Raw genomic sequence first — 19,936 nt, 5'->3', positions numbered from 1 at the left:
AAGGGTTCTGATCAACAGATTTCCTGGCAGACCTGTGTCGTTAGTAATGTAAACCCAATGGCTTATCTCATAAGCGATTGCACATTGCACGAAATACCGGTCGCCTCAACCACGGGTCGCATCCATGCGCATTGATGACCAGTTCGAATACACGGTAACACTCTCCGATAAGAGTGCATTAACACACTGGAACAACACAATTCTTGCGTTTTTAGCACATAGTGCTGCAACGCCGGAGCATCTTGCGAAAACACTGGAGGCCGATCCAGACTTCGCTCTGGCTCAAGCCGCGCGTGGCCTGTTCTGCTTACTGCTTGGCAGACGTGAAATGACAGCAACTGCTTTTGAAGCTTATGCAATTGCTGATAAATGCCGCAGAGATACACAGATTACGGACCGTGAAGAAGCTGTTGTTGAAGCTTTGAATGACTGGCTTCAGGGTACGCCGACCAAGTCTGCTGATCGCCTTGACGAACTGCTTCTTAAATACCCACGCGATGCATTCCTTCTGAAGCTCGTCCACGCTATTCGCTTCGTTCTTGGCCAGCCATCCCGCATGCGCTCCTCGATTGAAGGTGTGATCTCGTCTTACGAAGACGACCATATCGCAAAAGGCTACGTGCACGGTTGTTACTCCTTTGCGCTGGAAGAGACTGGTGATTTTGACCGGGCTGAACGGATCGGCAAAGAAGCCGTTGCATTTCAACATGATGATGCCTGGGGCCTGCATGCAGTTGCCCACGTGCTGGACATGACCGGCCAGACCGAAGAAGGCATCAAATGGCTTGATGACCAGCCAAAGGCTTGGGAACACTGCAACAACTTTGGTTATCACGTTTGGTGGCACCTTGCGCTGCTGCACCTTGATCGTGGCAATGTTGAGCGTGTTTTCGAGCTTTATGACCAAAAGTTCCGTAAAGATCACACAGACGATTATCGCGATATTTCCAACGCAGCTTCTATGCTGGTTCGTCTTGAGCTTGAGGGCATCAAGGTAGGTAACCGCTGGGAAGAGCTGGCGAGCATCAGCGAAAAGCGTGTCGACGATTCCTGTAATGTTTTCGCAGACTTGCACTACATGCTTGCTCTGCTGGGAGACAACCGTCGTCAGTCCTCTGACCGCCTGTTGACTCGAATGCGCACATTTGGCGAACAAGACACCAACGAGATGGGTCTCGTAACGAAGACAGCAGGTTCTCCAACAGCATCTGGCTTGATGCAGTTCAAGAACGGCAATTACTTCAGCGCTTACCACCACCTCGCAGAAGCACGTCCGCTGCTGCGTACCGTTGGTGGCAGCCACGCTCAGCGCGATGTATTTGAACGCCTCACCATTGAAGCCGCTTTGCGCGCTGGCCTTTGCCAGGAAGCAAAACGGATGATTGATGAGCGCACACGCTTGAGAGGCGGATCAGACACCTATGGTGAAACCCGCATGGCTCAAGCAACCCGCATGACGGAAGCCACCGACCTCATGCAAAGTGAACACCTACGATTCCGTATGGGATAAATGGAGGTGCAGCTTCGGGGGATTTCGGAGCTGCATTTCATCATCTATAGTTTTTAGTTTCAGAGACATCGTGAACCAGCACAGTATACCGCCGACCCCTATGAAAACGGCCAGCCGACCAAGAGATCCACGCCTCGATTTTTTTCGAGGGATCGCAATGTTCATCATCTTCATAGCCCACCTTCCTGCAAACGGGTGGGCTCTTTGGATTCCGGCGCGTTTCGGGTTCTCCGATGCAACCGAGATATTTGTGTTTTGCTCTGGCATGGCCTCCGCAATTGCCTTCGGGCGCGTCTTTGAACTGCATGGCCTGGTCATGGGCAGCGCGCGTGTTCTTTATCGCGTCTGGCAAGTTTATTGGGCCCATATCTGCCTGTTCCTCGCCGTTGCGGGCATGCTTGCCTTCCTGCAAATCAACGGCTGGACCAGCGACGACTATGTCGGGAAGCTGAACCTTTGGCACTTCTTCGAAGATCCGATCTTCCAGCTGCCAGGTTTGCTGACCCTTACCTATGTGCCGAACTACTTCGATATTCTGCCAATGTATCTGGTGATCCTTGCGATGTTGCCGGTGATCATGATTGCCTATTACAAGGCCGGACGAGGTGCGGTTGCAGCAATCATCATTGCATTTTGGCTGATCGCAACCTTCCGACTGGTGGATTTCCCTGCTGAGCCATGGTCCGATCGCCGTTGGTTCTTCAATCCATTTGCATGGCAGTTGCTGTTCTTTACCGGATTTGCCTTCATCAAGGGCTGGATTCCGGCTCCTCCAGTCAAGAAACGTCTCTTGTTCCTGAGCGCCTCGATTATTATTCTTACGATTCCGTTTGCTTACTTCCGCATTCTCAATGAGGTGCCTGAGCTCCGCAGAATTGCAAATGATATCAGCGACCTCACCGTAAAATCCGAGATGGGCCTCCTGCGCTACATCCACTTCCTTGCCCTTGCTTATGTGGCTTGGGTGGCTGTTGGAGAAGGCGGGCAACGGCTGCTCATGGGCGGTTTTGGTGGCAAAGTTGTCCGGGTCATCAAGAAGGTAGGCCAACAGTCTCTCGCTGTTTTTCTTGCGAGCCTCATTCTTGCGCAAGGCATTGCAATCTTCCGGGATGAGCTCGGTTTGAAAGGCACGGTCACAGGTGGAATCATGGCAAACTTGCTTGGTTTTGCAGGCTTAATTGCCGTCGCCTATACCGTGGCATGGTTTAAGGGTGAGCCATGGAGAAAGCCAAAGGAAAAGCCAGCTTCCTAAAGCAGTTCGCATTTAAGTTGAAACACCTGAGCTGCTTTAGTCTTTGTTTTTGCGTATCTTTATCCGAAAACCGGCTTCCACTTTTCGGAGATACGCTGTAGCTTTGCCAGTTCAATAGAAACCCAGAAATCAGAAAGCCGGTTGCGTGCCATTTACGCAACCGGCTTTTTCCTGGAAACCTGATGGCTCTCACCACCTTCAGCTTATTCTTTTATCGCGTGGCCGCAGCTCGGTTTGCCTTGGCAAGTTCCAACTCTACACGGCGCTGCTCTTTATTGAGGCCTTGCAGTTCAAGCGGCGTTTTCTTTTCTTCAGGCAACACCCAAAGTCCGGAGTGTTTAAAGTACATACCGAGCGCTGGTTTTGAGGTGATCATTGCAAACGGTATTGTTAGCAATGGTCCAAGGATTACCGGAAGCAGAAGCCACGTATCTGCAAAGGTATAATCCATCATCCAAATCACACCGCAAAGGCCGAAAAGAGTTTGAGGCCAGAACTTCTTCACTGCCAAAATGAACGGAATACCATGGGGTTGTCTTTCCTGCCCTCCCCATTGCGTTTTTCGTCCTGCGAACAGTTGTGCAATAAAGATGCTGTGCGCAATTGCCATGACTGGTGCTAGCAACATGGAATAGACCAGTTCGAAGAATGCGCTGATAAACACCGAGAAAGAGCCGCCATACTCCCGGCGTTCGTTCCGAACCGTCAGGACATGGGCAAGCGTCGCAAGTTTGGGTGCAAAGACCATACTCATGATGGCCACAATCAGGATCGTGCCGTAAAACGGGTCGAATGTTATCGTCTCGGGCGCTGAAACGGATGCGGTTAAAATCGCCATTGCGATAAAAACAAGCCATGCCGGAGAGCCAGCAAACATGAGGATTGCAAGGCCAAGTTGGATTCGTCCCAACAGCTTAAACCCGGGCTCTCTGAGCAATTTAATGTACTGAAGGTTTCCGTGACACCAGCGCAGATCTCTGCGGATAAACTCGATTAAATGAGGTGGGTTTTCTTCATAGCTGCCACCTTCTACCGGCCATACGCGCACCTCATAGCCCGCGTCTGCCATCATCGCAGCTTCAACCTGATCATGACTGAGGATCGGGCCGCTCAATGCGTCATTTCCTGGCAGAGGCTCTAACATGCAGAACTGCGTGAAGGGCTTTATGCGAAAAATCGCGTTATGTCCCCAATACGGACCTGACGAGCCTTGCCACCACGCCGCGCCAAGAGTGTAGGAGCGCATTCCCAAGCGCATTCCCCACTGGAAAACACGGGTGAAGAACGAGTTGGTTGAAAGCCCCAGAACAAGTGTTTGCAAAATACCCAAACGCGGATTTGCATTCATTTTGCTTACAAGGTGGCATAAAGATTCTGCTGAGAGGAAGCTGTCAGCATCCAGCGTGATCGCATATTCATGCCGTGTTCCCCAGTTGCGGCAGAAATCTTCGACATTTCCTGCTTTGAAGCCGGTATTCTTTTCACGTCTACGATAAAGCACTTCAATCCGATTTTGCCATCGTGCCCGCAGCAGGGAGAACTCCCGCATTTCTTGCCGGGTATGCTCAGGATCATTGCTGTCACTCAGGATGTAGAGAGAGAAGCCGTTGAGCTTTTCCAGACGATCCAGATCTTGAAGCATCGCTTCCAGCTTGGCAGCCACTTCAGGCGAGTCTTCGTTTCGCACGCAGGAAAGCAAGGCGGTTTGCTTGTTCTGTAAGGGCTTTTTTAGGTCAAGTGTACCCAGCGGCGTGCCAGCGTATACCTGAGCGGTGGAGTTTGAAGAAAACCTCATGAGCACTAAGCCAATGACAGCATGCCAGAAGCCGATGACAAGCCATGGTAAGGTTACCAGAAATGCGAGAAGCATCATGACTTTTGAAAGGGCAAAGCCGTTGAGGAACAGTGTGAGTGACATGATGGTGGTCAACACTGCTAAAGAGGTTAGAACGAGCCCTCCAAAGATCAGTCTGCGCCTGAATAAACGCTTATTTTCCTGATGCTTGTCAATGATGTTGGTGGAGAGCAGCTGGTCAACAAGACTAGTGCGGGCGTTCTCTTCAGGAACCCGTGATTGTTTTGTCATGTCCTACCCAAATTATTATTGTTTTTAGAGGCACCTACATTTCTGCTAGTTTCCTTTGTTCACGTTTCCCTAGAGTATATTTGTGAAAACTTAGCGATCCGGGGAGCGCGTTTCTTGTCTGAGTTAGCCAGAGCGCTTTGGTACACTGCGCCTCAAACCATTGAAATAAGAGAGGAAAAACTCTCTAAATCATCTGGTAACCGTGTTTACTTAAAAACTCATGCTTCCGCGATCAGCCGAGGTACGGAGGCCATTGTCTATCGTGGCGATGTGCCAGTAAGCGAGCGGGAGCGGATGATAGCTCCGTTTCAGGAAGGGACCTTTCCGTTTCCTGTTAAATACGGCTACGCAAACGTTTCTGAAGTGATTGAAACAAAAGATAATTTAAAAGCGGGTCAGCGCGTTTTTTCTCTTTTTCCGCACCAAAGCAACTTTCTGCTCCCCGCAGATGCGCTCTATCTTATCCCTTCTGATTTACCGAGCACCCGCGCCACTCTGGCAGCAAACATGGAAACAGCGCTGAACATCATGTGGGATGCAGCTATTCTGCCATGCTCCAATGTTGCCGTGGTTGGTGCTGGCACTGTTGGCTCGCTGGTTGGCTATCTTTGCGCTCGTATCGCAAGTGCGAACGTGACTATGATTGACGTCAACCCGAAGCGGCAGGACATTGCAGACGAGTTTTCCTGCGCATTTTCCTTGCCGGAAGTTGCTCCCGAAAATCAAGATGTTGTCGTGCATTGCAGCGCCTCTGAAGCTGGCTTGAACACTGCGATCCGAATTGCAGGGAGAGAAGCCAGAATTGTGGAGGCGTCCTGGTATGGCTCGCGCCCTTCCGGCCTTGTTCTTGGCGGGAGTTTTCACAGTCAGCGCCTCAGTCTTATCTCATCTCAAGTCGGTCAGGTTGCCCCCATCATGAGGCCACGCTGGACGCACCGCAGGCGAATGGAGGCGGCAATCTCTCTTCTGAAAGATGACGTACTCGATACTTTGCTCGCGCCTCCCATCGAATTTGAAAAAGCGCCGAAGGATTTGAAAGACGTTCTTTCAGGCAAGAAAGATACTTTATGCCAACCCATTGTTTACACTTAATTTTATGAGGATTTTGAGATGTATTCAGTCGAAATCAGCAATCACATTATGATCGCGCACAGCCTGAAGGGAGAGGTGTTTGGTCCTGCCTCTCAGCTTCATGGCCTTACTGCACACGTTCACGTCGCTATTTTTGCAGAGGAACTGGATGAGAACGGGATTGTCATCGACATTGGCAATGCGCTTGATGTACTGGCAGAAATCCTGCATCCGTTCAACTACAAGAATCTTGATGACCTTCCTCAGTTCAAGGGGCGGAACACCACGGTCGATTTTCTCTGTAGCTACATTTACCAGCGCGTGTGCGATGCTGCTTATCTACATAAACTGGGCCGCGAACCGAGCGAACTTAGCAAGGTACGCGTTTCAATTTCTGAGAACCCTAATGCGCGTGCGTCTTATGAGGCGCCGTTGACTGCATCCGAGGCTCATGAGTAACTTACATCCTTCTTTAGGCCAGACAGCAGAAGCACCTGCCAGATCTTGCTATTTTGTCTTTCCGGGTGATCTGAATACGCCCACAGGTGGTTATCGATATGATCGTGAGATCATTCGGGGTCTGCAGAAACACGGCTGGAATGTTTCACTCATTAGCCTTGAAGGCACCTACCCGGTCCCATCTGATGCTGACAAAAAGCTGGCGCTTGAAGTCATTGTAGAAATAGAGCCCCCAGCTTTGATCATCGTGGATGGTTTGGTGCTTGGGGCTTCATCTGATCTGGCGCAGAGTATCGCTGAGCGTTCCAATCTCATTGCGCTGGTTCATCACCCACTGTTTCTGGAAAGTGGGATTGCCCCTGAGCTGGCAAAGGTGCTCCGCGCGGCTGAGACGAAAGCACTCACGTTTGCAAAGCATGTGATTGTGACCAGTCCTTCGACACAAAAGACGCTTATCTCTCAAATGGGCGTTCCAGCGGAAAAGATCAGTATTGTTCTGCCCGGTATTGATCGGCCAACTGGCTCGGAGAGCGCTGCAACCTCGAACGATACTCTGGCAGCCCCAAAGTTGCTTTGTGTTGGGTCGTTGGTACCGCGAAAAGGGCAATTGCATTTAGTTGAAGCGCTGGGGCAATTGAAGCAATTGGACTGGCATCTGGATCTCATTGGAGAAACGCGGTTTGATCCAGAATATGCGAGCCAAGTGCGATCTCAAATCAAAAAGCATGACCTCACAGAGCGTATTCGCGTTCATGGAGGTATTCCCAAAGCTGAACTAACGGGTTTCTATCAATCAGCCGACCTCTTTGTGCTCCCAACATACTATGAGGGATACGGGATGGCTTTTGCGGAGGCTATGAGTTTTGGGCTCCCGATTATTGCAAGTGGCGAAGGCGCTGTCGCATCGACGGTTCCGCCTACAGCTGGCTTTCATGTTGGTGCGGGCGATCCTCTAGCTTTGGGCAAGGCCATCGAAACACTTCTTCAAAACAAAGAGTTACGCTCTCAACTTTCAACTGGGGCCCTTGCTGCTGCTCGTGCATTGCCAGATTGGAATGACAGCGCAAAGGCCTTTGCTTGCACACTGGAGGCTCACAGGTGAGTGGATTTTCCTCTGAATGGCTCTCATTACGTCGTAAAGCAGACCGGCGTGCGCGCAACAAAGACGTCATGAAAAAGTTTTGTAGCTGGTTGGTCGAGCATGCTCCCAAGAGTGGCCCGCTCCGGCTCATAGATGTGGGCGCTGGAACCGGTTCCTTTCTGCAGGATTTGGCCGAACATATTGAGTCAAACAGGGAGCAAGTGTGGTTACTGATCGATAACGACCCTGAACTTCTCAAAGTTGCAAAACGCATCTCTCCTCCCTTGCCTCATACCAGAACGAAAACAGATGTTTGCGAACTGACTGATGCCGGGTCACTGGATATTCTGGAAGGGCATCATGGGGTTGTTACCTCGGCCTTTCTGGATCTTGTGAGTGCAAACTGGCTGGATAGCTTTGTTGCCCGTATGCGTCAGCTGAAACTCCCGTTTCTTGCAGGGCTTTCGTACAACGGTATCCTACTGAGCAAACCACACCACCCGACAGATCGGCTTATTCAGCGCGCATTCAATCAGCATCAAGCAACGGACAAAGGGTTTGGGTCTGCATTAGGGCCGCTTGGTGGATTTCATGCTCGTGAGCGATTGCTTAAGGCGGGTTACACCTGCTTTACCGGACGTTCTGACTGGGTGTGCGCACCTGAAGACGATGCTTTGCAGCTGGAGCTGATTAAGGGGTGGGCCCAAGCGGCACGCGAAGTTGGGGTATCAGATACAATCGTGGATGATTGGTTGGAATTTCGTTTAGCAGCACTTGGCAAAGGTAAATCACAACTGCAGGTCGGGCATGTTGATATTGTTGGCCTTCCGCCTCAATAAGGCTATGAAGACCTTTGCTTCCAGCGCTCAAAATTAGAGGCCTATGTTCTTCAAGATCAATGCTTGTGTGAGCATGAAGAGGCGTGGGCAGCGGATTTCCTGTTTGTTGTAGAGCTCTCTTAGCTCCTGGAATGACAGCTCGACAACTTCAATATCTTCGTCTTCATCCAGATCGCGCCCTTCAATATTCAGGTCGCCGGATGTGTACTCGGCGAGGAAGAAATGCGCCCGCTCTGCAAGACGTGCAGGGTTGATGAAGACATTCGCGACCTTGGTGAGATTGGTGAGTTGGCACCCAAGCTCTTCCTGAGCTTCGCGTATACATGCTTCTTCTATGGACAGATCGCTGATCTCGATTCCGCCAGCGCATGCCTCCAGGATAATCTCTTCCTCCATAATGTAGGGCGCGACTCGGAGTTGCTTAACGATCAGGACTGTTTTCGCTTGAGGGTCATAAGCCAGCACAGCAATTGAATCGCCGTAAACCCATACCGGATCTGTCGTGATGTGCTCGCGTCCATCTTCGTGAACAACACGCACTTCGACTTCCTCAATCCGCCCTTTAGCTTCCCAAAGGGTCGTGCGTCTGATGAGCTCTGGCATGCGTGTGTCCTTATTCGGAAATTCACGCAAATTTATACGGGCACTTGCCAGTGAAAGGAAATGCTTTTCAACCCTTTGGAAAAGTTAATTGTTCAGGCTCAGATCTGCCAGCATATCAACACCCAAAGGATGCCAAGTGACATTGGGGCGGATAGCCTGTGCGAGATAATCAATCGCAGGCAACTGAAGACCTCTTGGTCCTGATCCGATGATGAGCGGAGCGATCATCAAGTGAAGACGATCGATCATTTTCAGCTCGATAAAGCGAGACAGCGTCCAAGCACCGCCTTCAACGAGGATGCATCGAAACTCTCGCAGTAAATGCCGGATTTCAGCACAGGACAAACGGCCTTTTGCATTTGGCTGTAGCTGAAAGCATTCCACTCCATCAGGATAACGCGCATGGGCATCTGTTCGCGTAATCACAATGCGGCGGGCATTTGTATCCTGCAGGAGTGTACTGTCGCGAGGCATACGGCCATAAGGGTCGATGACAATGCGTGCCGGGTGACGTCCACTGACATGCCTGACAGTGAGCTGAGGGTTGTCCGCAACCGCAGTTCCCACTCCCACTACGACAGCATCACAAATTGCCCGGAGCCGGTGAAGATGGATCAATGCTTCAGAACAACTCACATAATTGGAGTCTCCGGTGACCGTTGCAATGCGGCCATCAACTGACTGTCCAAGCTGACCAATAACAAATTGCTTTTGCGCCATGCAAAGAGGTGCGAACACACTGCCATAGCCTTGCAGGTCTGGTGCACGCCTCTCCACCGACGCTGCTAAGACCTCCTGCCATTCATCAGGAGACAAATATCCCGAGGACTGTTCTAGCGGCTTTTCGCAGGTCAACTGAGAATTATTCGGATGATCTTGTTGATGTATTGGTGTTGTGTGGCCCCTGTCCATCAAGCCCCCTTGTTTTACCGAGTTCACAGCTCACCTCACCTAAGGTTAGCCTAGTGGTAACGAACCTTGATTAATCTGTCGATCAGGAGATTGCAGGGGCTCTTCAGGAACCTCTGGGATTATCAGGAGAATAGAGCATGGCCTATAAAGTTGCCGGGTATTCAGCCATGGCGAAGACGTATCACTGGATCGTCGCCATTCTGGTCTTAATCATGGTTCCCATGGGACTGGTGATGACGGATCTGGGGCCTGGAGCCCTTCAGAATACGCTCTACTTCTATCACAAGAGCATCGGTATCCTGCTCTTCCTGCTCGTGGTTTTGCGCCTTCTTCAGCATTGGATTACGCCTGCTCCACCGCCGCCAGCCTCTCTTTCACCAGCTCTGCGGATCGTCTCACGTTCAGTACACGGGTTGCTCTATCTCGTGCTGATCGTAAATCCGATATTAGGCTGGGTGGGCCTCTCCCTTTACGGAGCACCAATGCCATTTTTTGGCTTGTTTGATCTGCCGAGTATCGTTTCGCAAAATCGTCCAGTTTCAGAAAGCGTTCTGGATTTCCATGCAACTGTTGGTGTTGTGTTTGCATGGCTGATCACGCTGCACATTTTAGGCGCGCTCTATCACTGGCTCATCGCTAAAGATGGGATTATCGAGCGGATGACAACGGCGCCTTACCAGAAGCCTAAAGATTAGTTTGGCAGTGTTGCGTATTTTTCACGCAAGCCTTTAAGGTCTTCAAGACCTCATCAATCGACGCACATAAAATGCCGTCGGATGGCTTTGGGCGCTTAAGCATCGCAACTGGCATCTGTAGCTCACGAGCGGCTCTGATTTTGCCGTAGGATGCTGATCCGCCGCTGTTTTTGCTGATGAGCCAGTCTACCTGCAGCACCTTAAAAAGCTCGGATTCTTCGGACCAGCTCTCATTTGGCAATCCTTCAATGTACTCCGCGTTTTGAAGCACTTCACTCCCACTCGGGCGATTTAAGGTACGGATTACAAATGTAAGGTCCGGGCGTTGTTTCAGCGGTGCAGCAATCTTGGCACTGGCAGCAAAAAAAACCTTCGCTCTGGGTGGAATCAGATTCAGTGCTGCTTCTACGTTATCTGCAGAATACCAAATATCATCATTGGCTTGCTCCCAAGCGGCTCGTTCAAACCGGAGCAACGGAATCGCGAGGTGCCTTGTTGCTTTGGCCGCATTACAGGACATTTGAGCAGCATACGGGTGGGTTGCATCGATAACGGCAGCAATGCCCTGAGTTTGGAGGTAGTTCGAGAGGCCATCGACACCACCAAAGCCTCCGGTACGTGTCATCACCGCAAGGTCTGCTGGGTTTTTGGTTACTCCAGCGAGTGAAGCAATGACTTTGAATTCGGCATTCACAGCCAGTGCAGCAATCAGCTTTCTAACTTCTCGTGTACCTGCGAGCACAAGGATTTTGGGCTTCTCTGGCATCAAAACTGCTCCAGTTTTGCAGGCTCTTCAGCCGGGACATGACCCAATACCTGACCTTGCCGATCCACCACGATAATCTCAACGCTAACAGCAGCCCCACGAAGGATGCTTAAGGCCGCACGTTGGGCTCCCTGCGCAACGACCTCGCCCATACGAATATTTTCTGCAGCAGCTCTTTGAGTAACATAAGAGACTAGATTTGCCTCTCTTGTTTCCGCGAGAAGTTCTTTCGAAGCTCCGGCATGATCCAATACATCTGCCAGTGCATCAAAATCGACTGCTGAGCGAGCCGAATGCAGGTCCATAGCCCCTTGTGCAAGCTTCGTCAGCTTGGCGATTCCACCAGAGATGGTTAGCTTCCGAACAGGGTGCGCACGCAGATATTTGAGCAGGCCACCCGCGAAATCTCCCATATCAAGATAAGCCTGCTCGGATAAATCTGGATAGTGGGCACGCAACACATCTTCTGAGGTTGCTCCTGTTGCAGCTGCGACATGGGCTAAGCCCGTGGCACGCGCAACGTCTACACCACGATGAATGGATGCTATCCAGGCAGCACACGAAAATGGCCGGACAATACCTGTTGTGCCGAGGACAGAGAGGCCCCCGATGATACCAAGCCGCGGGTTCATGGTCTTTTGAGCCAGCTCTTCACCGTTTTGGATGGATATCTCAACATCTACAGCAAGAGTTACGCCGTACTCATCTGCCACTTGTTGCAGCTCACGGGTCATCATTTGGCGAGGCACAGGATTAATGGCAGGCTCACCAACCGGGATCGGCAGCCCGGGTTTCGTAACCGTTCCAACGCCAGGACCAGCGAGAAAGCGAATTCCGGTAACCTTTGGGTTGAAAGTCACTCTGGCCTGAATAAGCGCTCCGTGGGTTACATCAGGGTCATCACCAGCATCCTTGATGATGGCAGCTGATGCAGAATTTTCAGTCAGTTTTTCGAAGGCGAGTGCGAAGGATGGCGTATCACCACGAGGCAAGGTGATGCTGATCGGATCCGGAAAATCTCCAGACAACAAAGCTGTATACGCTGCCTTTACCGCAGCGGTTGCACAGGCGCCTGTTGTCCAGCCTGTTCTCAGTTTTTTTTGCCCAGTTCCAGCCATCCGGCGACTATACAGATTTAGCGAGATATACCAAGCAGAAGGCTTTGGACTTCCAATTGGTTTCCAATTAAATTGCTACGCAAAATCACATAAATCATGAGAACCACTTGTTTGATATCTCCCTCCCCCACTTTGAATTTCCGGTGCTTGAAGCTGGATGGGTTTGGCTTGCTGGTGCCGGCCCCGGAGACCCTGGTCTGCTGAGCCTGCATGCCTTGAATGGCTTGCGACAAGCGGATGTCATTGTCTATGACGCATTGGTGGATGAACGCATTCTTCAATTTGCGGCTGAAGGTGCTGAAATCATTTATGCTGGCAAGCGCGGTGGCAAACCTTCCCCCAAGCAGTCCAGTATTTCGATCAAGCTGGTGGAGCTTGCAAAATCCGGTAAGCGTGTCATGCGCCTCAAAGGTGGAGATCCGTTTGTATTTGGCCGCGGTGGGGAGGAAGCTCTTGCGCTGGTGGATGCTGGCGTTCCCTTCCGTATCATCCCGGGTATCACAGCTGGCGTTGGCGGGCTGGCATATGCTGGAATTCCATCTACTCACCGAGGGATTAATCAAGCAGTTACGTTCCTCACAGGTCATGACCAGAATGGGGTTGCGCCTGATGAACTTGACTGGGATGCTCTTGCCAAAGGATCACCCGTGATCGTGATGTATATGGCAATGAAGCATATTTCACTCATTACCCAGAAGCTTATGAGTGGTGGCCGACGTGCGGCTGAACCTGTTGCTGTCATCTGCAATGCCACTCAGCAGAACCAACAAGTGCTGGAAACAACGCTTGCTTCTTGCGCTGAGGATATTGAAAGTAGTGGCCTTAAGCCACCTGCGATTGTTGTCGTTGGTGATGTGGTGAATTTGCGTGAGCAACTGAACTGGATTGAGCCAGTTTTTGCGCGCACCTCGCAAACCTCTCAATTGAAAGAAGAGCCTGTCTTATGACCATTGCGAAGGGTTTCGTTATTGCAGCGCCGTCTTCCGGGTCTGGCAAAACAACGATTACACTGGCGCTGTTGCGTGCTCTTCGTGATACCGGGCTTCGTATCGCCTCCGGCAAATCGGGACCAGATTATATTGATCCGGCTTTCCACAGTGCGGCTTCCGGGCGGCCATGCCTGAACTATGACGCCTGGGCGATGTCATTGGCGCAACTTTCACTCAACGCCACGGAACAGGAAAAACACACTGACGTTGTGGTTGTTGAGGGAGCTATGGGACTTTTTGACGGTGCAGCTGATGGGTCTGGCTCTGTTGCAGAGCTTGCGGTTCATCTGGGTCTGCCGATTATTCTGGTGGTTGATTGCAAGTCTCAGGCTCAATCGGTCGCTGCCCTTGTCCATGGGTTTCTTACATACCATCCGCACTGCCACATCAATGGCGTCATTCTCAACCGGGTCGGGTCTCCGCGTCATGAGCGCATTTTGCGGCGTGCTCTAGAGCCTTTGGATGTCATTGTCTTAGGCGCGTTTTATCGCTCAAAGAGATTGGAGTTGCCTGAGCGCCATTTAGGGCTTGTGCAAGCCAGTGAGCGTGAGGATTTGGAAGAGTTCCTAAATGCAGCTGGTGAGGTGGCTGCTGAAAGTGTGGATGTGCCAGCCTTGATGCGCCTCGCGAAGGTGCTTGCTATTCCTGCCCGGGAAAACAAAAAGCTGACAGGCATTTCTCATTTACCTCCGCTTGGGCAACATATCGCGATTGCTAAGGATATTGCCTTTGCTTTCAGTTACGAGCATCTGCTCAGTGATTGGCAGAGGCAAGGCGTTACACTTTCCTTCTTCTCTCCGTTAGCAAACGAAGGCCCATCAGAAAATGCTGATGCAATCTTCCTAAGTGGCGGATATCCGGAACTTCATGCGGGGCAGTTGTCTCAAGCAGACATCTTTAAGCGCGGAATAAAATCTGCAGCAGCTGCAGACAAGCTCATTTATGGTGAGTGTGGCGGCTACATGGTACTTGGTGAAGCGCTGACAGATAAAAGTGGGCGGTCCCACGAGATGCTTGGTTTGCTGCCGATTGAAACCAGCTTTGCGAAGAGAAAGCTGCATTTAGGCTATCGGAAGCTGAAGGCAACAGAGGCCGCAAGGTCTGCTGGCTTTCCTTGGATGAACCCGTTGGGTGCGCATGAGTTCCACTATTCAACGCTGACGGTCAAATCAGAAGTACCGTCACTTTTTGATGCTCAGGATGCGGAGCATCACGATCTGGACCCTCTGGGCCACATCAATGGGCGTGTCATGGGGTCTTTCGCGCATGTGGTGGCAGAAAGAAGCGAAGAATGGTGGTCCGCTTCTTCCTAATTCCAGCAGTTACGCAGTCACTTTTGCTTTCTTCTTTGGACGAAGAACGTGAACGTGGTTGGCATCATAAAGCGCACTGTCACGAAACTCTTTCCCAGCCTTCAAGGCTGGCCCAACGAAGATGAGAGCCGTTCTTGTGATCTTCGAAGCTTTTGCTTTTTCACGAATGTCCGCCAATGTGCCATGAATGAATGCTTCATCCGGCCAGCCAACGCGGTAGGCGATGATCACCGGACAGTCTTCACCATAGAGCGGAGCCAGTTTCCGGTAGATCTCTCCAAGATTTCTGACACTGAGATGGATTGCCAATGTAGCACCAGAGCGGCCAAGCGTTTGCAGATCCTCACCTTCAGGCATGCCTGAGGACTTCATCGAGGTTCTGGTGACGATGATGCTTTGTGCGATTTCAGGGATCGTCAACTCGGTTTTCAAGGCTGCAGCCGCCGCGGCGAATGCGGGTACACCCGGAGTTACATCGTACTCAATGCCCAGATCATCCAATCTGCGCATCTGTTCCGCAGTGGCACCATAAATGGATGGATCGCCGGAGTGGACCCGTGCCACATCCAGATCTTTTTCGTGAGCCTTTGCAATTTCGTCGATGATTTCATCAAGGGTCATGGAAGCTGTATCCATGACCAATGCATCTTCTGGTGCGGCCTCGACAATAGCAGGCGGTACCAATGAGCCTGCGTAGAGACAGACTTTGCATTTTTCGATGAGCTTTAGCCCACGTACCGTAATCAGTTCGGGATCACCCGGCCCTGCTCCAATGAAATGAACCGTCACGCTGCTGTCTCCGTTTCTTTCTCTGGTGCATCGATCTTTTTGGCATAACCCCGTGGCGTGTAGACAAAATGCAGGGATTGGCCGTTGCCTCCCAAGCGGGTTTGACTACATCCCACAATAACCGTAGTCAGCATGTCGACATCATCGACTTGTAGATCCTTCAGCGTTGTTGTGGTGATGACCTCATTCTCTCGTCCGATGTTCGCACCGAGAATAACTGGCGTATTTTCAGGACGATGTTCCAGCAACTTCTCCCGTGCCCAAGCCAATTGCGTGCGGCGACGCTTGGAGACTGGATTATAGAACCCAATCACGAAGTCACCGATTGCTGCACCTTCCAGGCGCTGCTGAATTGTTTCCCATGGGGTGAGAAGGTCTGACAGAGAAATGGCGCAGAAGTCATGTCCCAGCGGCGCTCCGATGCGGTTGCTGAGAGCGATCATTGCGGAGATGCCCGGTGCAGATGCAACTTCAACGCGGCGAGCGGCATCGCTAACGCCGCCGTTATCCTGTGCGCGGTCTAGTAGTTCGAAGACCAGGGCTCCCATGGCATACACGCCAGAGTCTCCTGAACAGACCAGCGCAACGTTGTGGCCCTGCCCAGCTCTTTCGAGTGCGAAGCGAACGCGTTCTTCTTCTGCTCCCAACGGGAACGCATGGCGTTGCTTGCCTCTGATCAGGGATGAGACGAGGTCGAGATAGAGGCCGTAGCCGACGACTTCATCTGCCTCTGCCAACCAACTGGAGGCTTCTGGCGTACGCCAAGCCTCTTGCCCCGGCCCAATGCCGATGACGTGCAGGCGACCTCTGGCTCTGCCGAGTTTCTCGTGTTTCACCGGAACCGGCGCTCTAGCAATAGCAACTGTGGCGTTTGCGGTTTTCTGCTTTTCCAGCACCAGTTCACCGGATGTGCCGACACCTGCCAAGGCTGAGCCTTCACTCACACCATGGCATCCAACCTCAGCAAAGACGACATCAGACGGATTTTGCAGTCGATCTTTGTGTTCGTTGAGTTCGCCAGCCGTGAACAGGCGGAAGGGCTTGTTATGGCGGGCAGCGAGCTTGTTCATTGCCACTTCATCGGCCTTCAGGTCGATACTCGCGAAAGCTGCTACCGCTCCCATTGAGACGTTTGCTTGTTTCAAGCCTTTTTGAAGGAGCTCATCCAGCTCCTCAAGAGAACACCCTCGGGAACAGCCAAGACCGACCACGTGAGTTTGAGGATGGAACACGAGCTTTCCGTTGTGTCCATCATGGGGCTGCTCGGTTGCAACAATTTCCAGTTCGGCATCATCCGCAACAGGAAGGGTGGCAGCCTCCAACCAGTCTACCTGACCGGAGAGTTTTACGGTGTCGCCTGCCAGCATATGTGCCATAACAGACTTGGCATCTGATGGATTGGCGAGCGTCCAGCCTTTTGGTGGATCATCAAGCGCAACACCAAAGACAGTGTCGCCTGCAGTCGTGATCGCGGCATGACCTTGCAGGATCTCTGCAATTTCATGAGCTAAGGCGTTGGCACCGCGATGGCCGCCAAGCAGCGGAACGACGCTTGAGCCATCTTCTGACACTGCAATGACAGGTGGTTCGTTTCGCTTTTCTGCCAAGACAGGCGCGAGAGCGCGGATGAGAATTCCCGCGGCACAAATACCGATGATTGGTGTTCCTGACTGAAACAGGGACCGCAGATGGTCCATCGGCTCAGAGAAGGACAGATGATAATCTACATTCGGCTTTGAACCGTTTCTTGCAAAGCCGTGAATGAGGCTTTCATCCAGTACAGTGGAGAGCTTCTGAGCGGTTTTCAGAGCGACCGGGCTGATCACAACGATTGCGGGTGCAACGTCCATGCCTCTTCTCCCTTATATACAATTATCATTGAAAAATACGGTGCTGTTTCATTTGGATAGTCAGCCAGACGGGCCACGACCATTTCCGGCAGGGTCGCCCGTTCGACGTATCCTGCAGCACCAAGTAATCCCAGTTTTTCAAGCAGAGCCTTGACGCGCGGTAGATGACGCCCGACCTTCATGATGACGAAAGCGTCGGACTGCTCAATGCGGCGTTGAAGTTGCTCATCTTCCAGCGGACCGGGAATGATTGTCAGCACTTCATTGCGCGCAGCGAGGGGCCTGCCGAGCGCAGCAGCGCAGGCATTGACTGATGATACGCCCGGCACGATTTCGCAGGCAAAGTTACCGCGCAGACGTTCGTAGAGGTACATGAACGAGCCATAGAGAAATGGATCGCCCTCACACAGAACGACAACATCTTCTCCCGCTTTCAATTTCTCCGAGATCGTCTCTGCCGCCTGATCGTAGATTTCCTTTGCGGGAAAACGTTCGACCTTCATCGGCATTTCAATCGGGACTTCTGTTGTTCCCTCTTGAATATACGGTGCTGCAATTTGCCGAGCAAAACTGGGCACTCCAACTGCCGCCGGGTATGCAATAGTTTTTGCAGAACAAATGAGCCGGTGAGCTTTTAGCGTTAAAAGCTCAGGATCTCCTGGTCCAAGACCAACGCCATAGAGCATACCAGTCATGACTTTACCAAGCTCCATTGTGTTACCGGCATCAATGGACGCCAACCCGTGAGACCGCCAATGGGATCGGCTCTTGAGATTGCTATACGGCTTAGATCTCCACCGTACTTCTTCCAGCCCTCCGCCAGCACTTGCTCTCCTTCCAGAGTAACAGCATTGGCAACCAAGCGACCTCCTGATGGCAGCGCTTCAAAGCATGTTTTGAGTATACCCGCTGATGTGAGGCCACCTCCGACAAAAATCGCATTTGGCTGCGGCAAATTATCAAGTGCCTCGGGGGCTTTGCCCTCAATCAGCTGAAGCGTAGGAGTCCCGAGAGCTGCTGCATTTCCACGAATGAACACATGCCGTTTTTCCAACGGCTCAATGGCAAGAGCCTTGGTGTCCTTTGCAGCCCGCAGCCATTCGATACCGATGGATCCACTGCCAGCGCCAATGTCCCACAGGAGCTGCCCCGGAATAGGTGCAAGCTTGGCAAGCGTAACAGCCCGTACTTCCTGTTTGGTCATTTTTCCATCATGACGGAACGCAGAATCCGGCAGACCGGGCGTGCGTGACAAGACAGGCGTGTTTGGAATTGGTTTGGCTTCAATCGCAATCGTGTTCAGCTCGGCAGCTTGATCAGAATACTCTTCAGCCTCGCGGCTTATTACTTTTTCCTGCGGGCCACCGAGATGCTCAAGTATCGTCAGGGTACTCGCGCCATACCCTTCATCAGCCAATAGATCTGCAATCTCACCCGGAGCTGCACCATTAGACGTGAGTGCGATGATGCGGGCGCCGGGATAGAGGAAACCGCGCAGGGTATCCAGAGGGCGGCCATGCAAGCTGAGGGTTTCGACATTTTGCAGAGGCCAGCCTAAGCGGCTTGTAGCCAAAGCGAATGCTGAGAGATGCGGGATGACCTCGATCTCCTCAGCACTGAACTGACGATGAAGTGTTGCTCCGATACCAAACCATTGCGGATCACCCGTCGCCAACACCACTGTGTTTTGACCACGGTTTACCGCAAGTTCTTCAATGCCTTTAGAAAGTGGAGATGGCCATGCTTTCATCTCACAACTGATGTTGCTTGCACCATCTTGCAAAAGTTCCAGATGCCGTGCTCCACCATAGATGAGAGAGGCAGCTTTCAGCGCTGATTTGGCTGTTTCAGACAGGCCGTTAAAGCCATCCTCACCAATGCCGATGATTGTGAGCCAAGGTGCTGTTTGACTGCTCATTTTGATGTCTCCTGCACCTTTTCTTCAGGCAAGCCTGCTGCCATTGCATTGACTGCTGCAGCTGCAATTGCAGAGCCACCTCTGCGCCCCTGAAGTGTTAGAAACGGCATGCCGAGTGAACTTGTCGCCAGTGCTTGCTTGGATTCTGCGGCTCCCACGAACCCAACGGGAAAGCCGAGAATAGCTGCTGGCTTTGGTGCACCATTTGCCACTATCTCAAGAAGATGAAACAGCGCCGTTGGTGCATTGCCAATGGCGATAACAGCACCTTCCAGATGCGGTCTCCAATGCTCAACAGCCGCAGCCGACCTTGTTGTGCCGAGCTGTTTTGCAAGCTCGGGCACGTCTGGCTGGTTCAAAGTGCAGATGACTTGATTGTCTGCTGGCAGGTATTTGCGGATAATACCATGTGCAACCATCTCGACATCGGTCAGTACCGGGGCGCCGTTTCGCAGAGCCTCATTTGCTTTGGCAACTACATCCTCAGAATATGACAAATCCTGCGGAATGTCAGTCATCCCACAGGAATGGATCAGGCGGACTGCAACAGGCCTCAAGTTATCTGGCAGGCACTTTAAGTCAGCCTCTGTCCGTACGATTGAAAAGGACTGCCGATAGATTTCGGCAGGATCCTTAATGTAATCGTAGGGTGCCAGAACTTCTGGATTCACGTTCTGGCCCATTC

At 51.8% G+C, this 19,936-nt stretch carries 19 protein-coding genes; 9 read left to right on the top strand and 10 right to left on the bottom strand.

Going from position 1 to position 19,936, the window contains the following annotated elements; translation table 11 throughout:
• Window positions 1–124: 124 nt before the first annotated feature.
• Both PsAD46_RS03910 and PsAD46_RS03905 read left to right on the top strand, forming a co-directional pair.
• Window positions 125–1,510 carry a tetratricopeptide repeat protein gene (locus PsAD46_RS03910; protein WP_063306157.1) on the top strand — a complete coding sequence of 462 codons (1,386 nt, stop codon included), beginning with the start codon at window positions 125–127 and terminating at the stop codon, window positions 1,508–1,510.
• Window positions 1,511–1,610: 100 nt separating this feature from the next.
• Window positions 1,611–2,762, top strand: coding sequence for an OpgC domain-containing protein (locus PsAD46_RS03905; protein WP_063286622.1), 1,152 nt, complete (start codon window positions 1,611–1,613; stop codon window positions 2,760–2,762).
• Window positions 2,763–2,973: 211 nt separating this feature from the next.
• Here PsAD46_RS03905 and mdoH read toward each other — a convergent pair whose 3' ends face one another.
• Window positions 2,974–4,848 carry a glucans biosynthesis glucosyltransferase MdoH gene (gene mdoH, locus PsAD46_RS03900; RefSeq protein ID WP_063306156.1) on the bottom strand — a complete coding sequence of 625 codons (1,875 nt, stop codon included), beginning with the start codon at window positions 4,846–4,848 and terminating at the stop codon, window positions 2,974–2,976.
• A gap of 114 nt (window positions 4,849–4,962) precedes the next feature.
• Here mdoH and PsAD46_RS03895 point away from each other — a divergent pair, with 114 nt between their 5' ends.
• From PsAD46_RS03895 to PsAD46_RS03880, 4 genes are read left to right on the top strand one after another with little or no spacing between them, the layout of a single operon-like run.
• Window positions 4,963–5,940, top strand: coding sequence for a zinc-binding alcohol dehydrogenase (locus tag PsAD46_RS03895; protein WP_063306155.1), 978 nt, complete (start codon window positions 4,963–4,965; stop codon window positions 5,938–5,940).
• Between the two features lie 18 nt (window positions 5,941–5,958).
• Entirely contained in the window at window positions 5,959–6,378 is a 420-nt protein-coding gene (locus tag PsAD46_RS03890) for a 6-carboxytetrahydropterin synthase (protein WP_057461690.1), read from the top strand.
• Complete coding sequence (locus PsAD46_RS03885) at window positions 6,371–7,480, top strand: glycosyltransferase family 4 protein (protein ID WP_057461688.1); 1,110 nt, start codon at window positions 6,371–6,373, stop codon at window positions 7,478–7,480. The genes PsAD46_RS03890 and PsAD46_RS03885 overlap by 8 nt, the downstream gene beginning before the upstream one ends.
• Window positions 7,477–8,298, top strand: a complete 822-nt coding sequence (locus PsAD46_RS03880; protein WP_057461686.1) for a methyltransferase domain-containing protein — start codon at window positions 7,477–7,479, stop codon at window positions 8,296–8,298. The genes PsAD46_RS03885 and PsAD46_RS03880 overlap by 4 nt, the downstream gene beginning before the upstream one ends.
• Before the next feature lie 33 nt (window positions 8,299–8,331).
• Here PsAD46_RS03880 and PsAD46_RS03875 read toward each other — a convergent pair whose 3' ends face one another.
• Both PsAD46_RS03875 and PsAD46_RS03870 read right to left on the bottom strand, forming a co-directional pair.
• Window positions 8,332–8,901, bottom strand: a complete 570-nt coding sequence (locus tag PsAD46_RS03875; protein ID WP_057461684.1) for an NUDIX hydrolase — start codon at window positions 8,899–8,901, stop codon at window positions 8,332–8,334.
• A gap of 84 nt (window positions 8,902–8,985) precedes the next feature.
• Window positions 8,986–9,813, bottom strand: a complete 828-nt coding sequence (locus PsAD46_RS03870) for a RibD family protein (RefSeq protein ID WP_057461682.1) — start codon at window positions 9,811–9,813, stop codon at window positions 8,986–8,988.
• 137 nt (window positions 9,814–9,950) lie between these two features.
• Here PsAD46_RS03870 and PsAD46_RS03865 point away from each other — a divergent pair, with 137 nt between their 5' ends.
• Window positions 9,951–10,508 carry a cytochrome b/b6 domain-containing protein gene (locus PsAD46_RS03865; protein WP_057461680.1) on the top strand — a complete coding sequence of 186 codons (558 nt, stop codon included), beginning with the start codon at window positions 9,951–9,953 and terminating at the stop codon, window positions 10,506–10,508.
• Here PsAD46_RS03865 and PsAD46_RS03860 read toward each other — a convergent pair.
• Both PsAD46_RS03860 and PsAD46_RS03855 read right to left on the bottom strand, forming a co-directional pair.
• Window positions 10,498–11,274 (bottom strand): precorrin-6A/cobalt-precorrin-6A reductase, encoded by a 777-nt coding sequence (locus PsAD46_RS03860; protein WP_057461679.1) that lies wholly within the window; start codon window positions 11,272–11,274, stop codon window positions 10,498–10,500. The two genes, PsAD46_RS03865 and PsAD46_RS03860, sit on opposite strands and share 11 nt — an antisense overlap.
• Window positions 11,274–12,392: a cobalt-precorrin-5B (C(1))-methyltransferase gene (locus tag PsAD46_RS03855; RefSeq protein ID WP_057461676.1), complete on the bottom strand. Its 1,119-nt coding sequence runs from the start codon at window positions 12,390–12,392 to the stop codon at window positions 11,274–11,276. Before PsAD46_RS03855 ends, PsAD46_RS03860 begins: the two co-directional genes overlap by 1 nt.
• Before the next feature lie 107 nt (window positions 12,393–12,499).
• Here PsAD46_RS03855 and cobA point away from each other — a divergent pair, with 107 nt between their 5' ends.
• Window positions 12,500–13,339, top strand: coding sequence for a uroporphyrinogen-III C-methyltransferase (gene cobA, locus PsAD46_RS03850; RefSeq protein WP_084404320.1), 840 nt, complete (start codon window positions 12,500–12,502; stop codon window positions 13,337–13,339).
• On the top strand, window positions 13,336–14,694 hold the full coding sequence (locus PsAD46_RS03845) for a cobyrinate a,c-diamide synthase (protein WP_063306154.1): 1,359 nt from the start codon (window positions 13,336–13,338) through the stop codon (window positions 14,692–14,694). The genes cobA and PsAD46_RS03845 overlap by 4 nt, the downstream gene beginning before the upstream one ends.
• 9 nt (window positions 14,695–14,703) lie before the next feature.
• Here PsAD46_RS03845 and cobM read toward each other — a convergent pair whose 3' ends face one another.
• From cobM to PsAD46_RS03820, 5 genes are read right to left on the bottom strand one after another with little or no spacing between them, the layout of a single operon-like run.
• Window positions 14,704–15,483, bottom strand: coding sequence for a precorrin-4 C(11)-methyltransferase (cobM, locus tag PsAD46_RS03840; RefSeq protein WP_063306153.1), 780 nt, complete (start codon window positions 15,481–15,483; stop codon window positions 14,704–14,706).
• A complete protein-coding gene (gene cobJ / locus PsAD46_RS03835; protein WP_063306152.1) occupies window positions 15,480–17,333 on the bottom strand; it encodes a precorrin-3B C(17)-methyltransferase in 1,854 nt (617 codons plus the stop codon). The genes cobM and cobJ overlap by 4 nt, the downstream gene beginning before the upstream one ends.
• Window positions 17,306–18,028, bottom strand: a complete 723-nt coding sequence (gene cobI / locus PsAD46_RS03830; RefSeq protein WP_208981651.1) for a precorrin-2 C(20)-methyltransferase — start codon at window positions 18,026–18,028, stop codon at window positions 17,306–17,308. Before cobI ends, cobJ begins: the two co-directional genes overlap by 28 nt.
• Complete coding sequence (locus PsAD46_RS03825) at window positions 18,025–19,251, bottom strand: bifunctional cobalt-precorrin-7 (C(5))-methyltransferase/cobalt-precorrin-6B (C(15))-methyltransferase (RefSeq protein WP_063294157.1); 1,227 nt, start codon at window positions 19,249–19,251, stop codon at window positions 18,025–18,027. Before PsAD46_RS03825 ends, cobI begins: the two co-directional genes overlap by 4 nt.
• Window positions 19,248–19,934, bottom strand: coding sequence for a precorrin-8X methylmutase (locus tag PsAD46_RS03820; protein WP_063294158.1), 687 nt, complete (start codon window positions 19,932–19,934; stop codon window positions 19,248–19,250). Before PsAD46_RS03820 ends, PsAD46_RS03825 begins: the two co-directional genes overlap by 4 nt.
• Window positions 19,935–19,936 lie beyond the last annotated feature (2 nt).

Origin of the sequence: Pseudovibrio sp. Ad46 (genome assembly GCF_001623065.1) — a bacterium.
Taxonomy (GTDB): domain Bacteria; phylum Pseudomonadota; class Alphaproteobacteria; order Rhizobiales; family Stappiaceae; genus Pseudovibrio.
The sequence above is the reverse complement of the archived record's forward strand: the minus strand, read 5'-3'. Positions and strand labels throughout refer to the sequence as shown.

What these genes read in the sequence shown, in the direction of transcription:
- PsAD46_RS03875 (WP_057461684.1), bottom strand. Translation starts at nt 8,901, where the DNA reads ATGCCAGAGCTCATCAGACGCACGACCCTTTGGGAAGCTAAAGGGCGG.
- PsAD46_RS03910 (WP_063306157.1), top strand. Translation starts at nt 125, where the DNA reads ATGCGCATTGATGACCAGTTCGAATACACGGTAACACTCTCCGATAAG.
- PsAD46_RS03860 (WP_057461679.1), bottom strand. Translation starts at nt 11,274, where the DNA reads ATGCCAGAGAAGCCCAAAATCCTTGTGCTCGCAGGTACACGAGAAGTT.
- PsAD46_RS03870 (WP_057461682.1), bottom strand. Translation starts at nt 9,813, where the DNA reads ATGGACAGGGGCCACACAACACCAATACATCAACAAGATCATCCGAAT.
- PsAD46_RS03825 (WP_063294157.1), bottom strand. Translation starts at nt 19,251, where the DNA reads ATGAGCAGTCAAACAGCACCTTGGCTCACAATCATCGGCATTGGTGAG.
- PsAD46_RS03890 (WP_057461690.1), top strand. Translation starts at nt 5,959, where the DNA reads ATGTATTCAGTCGAAATCAGCAATCACATTATGATCGCGCACAGCCTG.
- mdoH (WP_063306156.1), bottom strand. Translation starts at nt 4,848, where the DNA reads ATGACAAAACAATCACGGGTTCCTGAAGAGAACGCCCGCACTAGTCTT.
- PsAD46_RS03885 (WP_057461688.1), top strand. Translation starts at nt 6,371, where the DNA reads ATGAGTAACTTACATCCTTCTTTAGGCCAGACAGCAGAAGCACCTGCC.
- cobI (WP_208981651.1), bottom strand. Translation starts at nt 18,028, where the DNA reads ATGACTGGTATGCTCTATGGCGTTGGTCTTGGACCAGGAGATCCTGAG.
- PsAD46_RS03845 (WP_063306154.1), top strand. Translation starts at nt 13,336, where the DNA reads ATGACCATTGCGAAGGGTTTCGTTATTGCAGCGCCGTCTTCCGGGTCT.
- PsAD46_RS03820 (WP_063294158.1), bottom strand. Translation starts at nt 19,934, where the DNA reads ATGGGCCAGAACGTGAATCCAGAAGTTCTGGCACCCTACGATTACATT.
- cobJ (WP_063306152.1), bottom strand. Translation starts at nt 17,333, where the DNA reads ATGGACGTTGCACCCGCAATCGTTGTGATCAGCCCGGTCGCTCTGAAA.
- PsAD46_RS03855 (WP_057461676.1), bottom strand. Translation starts at nt 12,392, where the DNA reads ATGGCTGGAACTGGGCAAAAAAAACTGAGAACAGGCTGGACAACAGGC.
- PsAD46_RS03905 (WP_063286622.1), top strand. Translation starts at nt 1,611, where the DNA reads ATGAAAACGGCCAGCCGACCAAGAGATCCACGCCTCGATTTTTTTCGA.
- PsAD46_RS03865 (WP_057461680.1), top strand. Translation starts at nt 9,951, where the DNA reads ATGGCCTATAAAGTTGCCGGGTATTCAGCCATGGCGAAGACGTATCAC.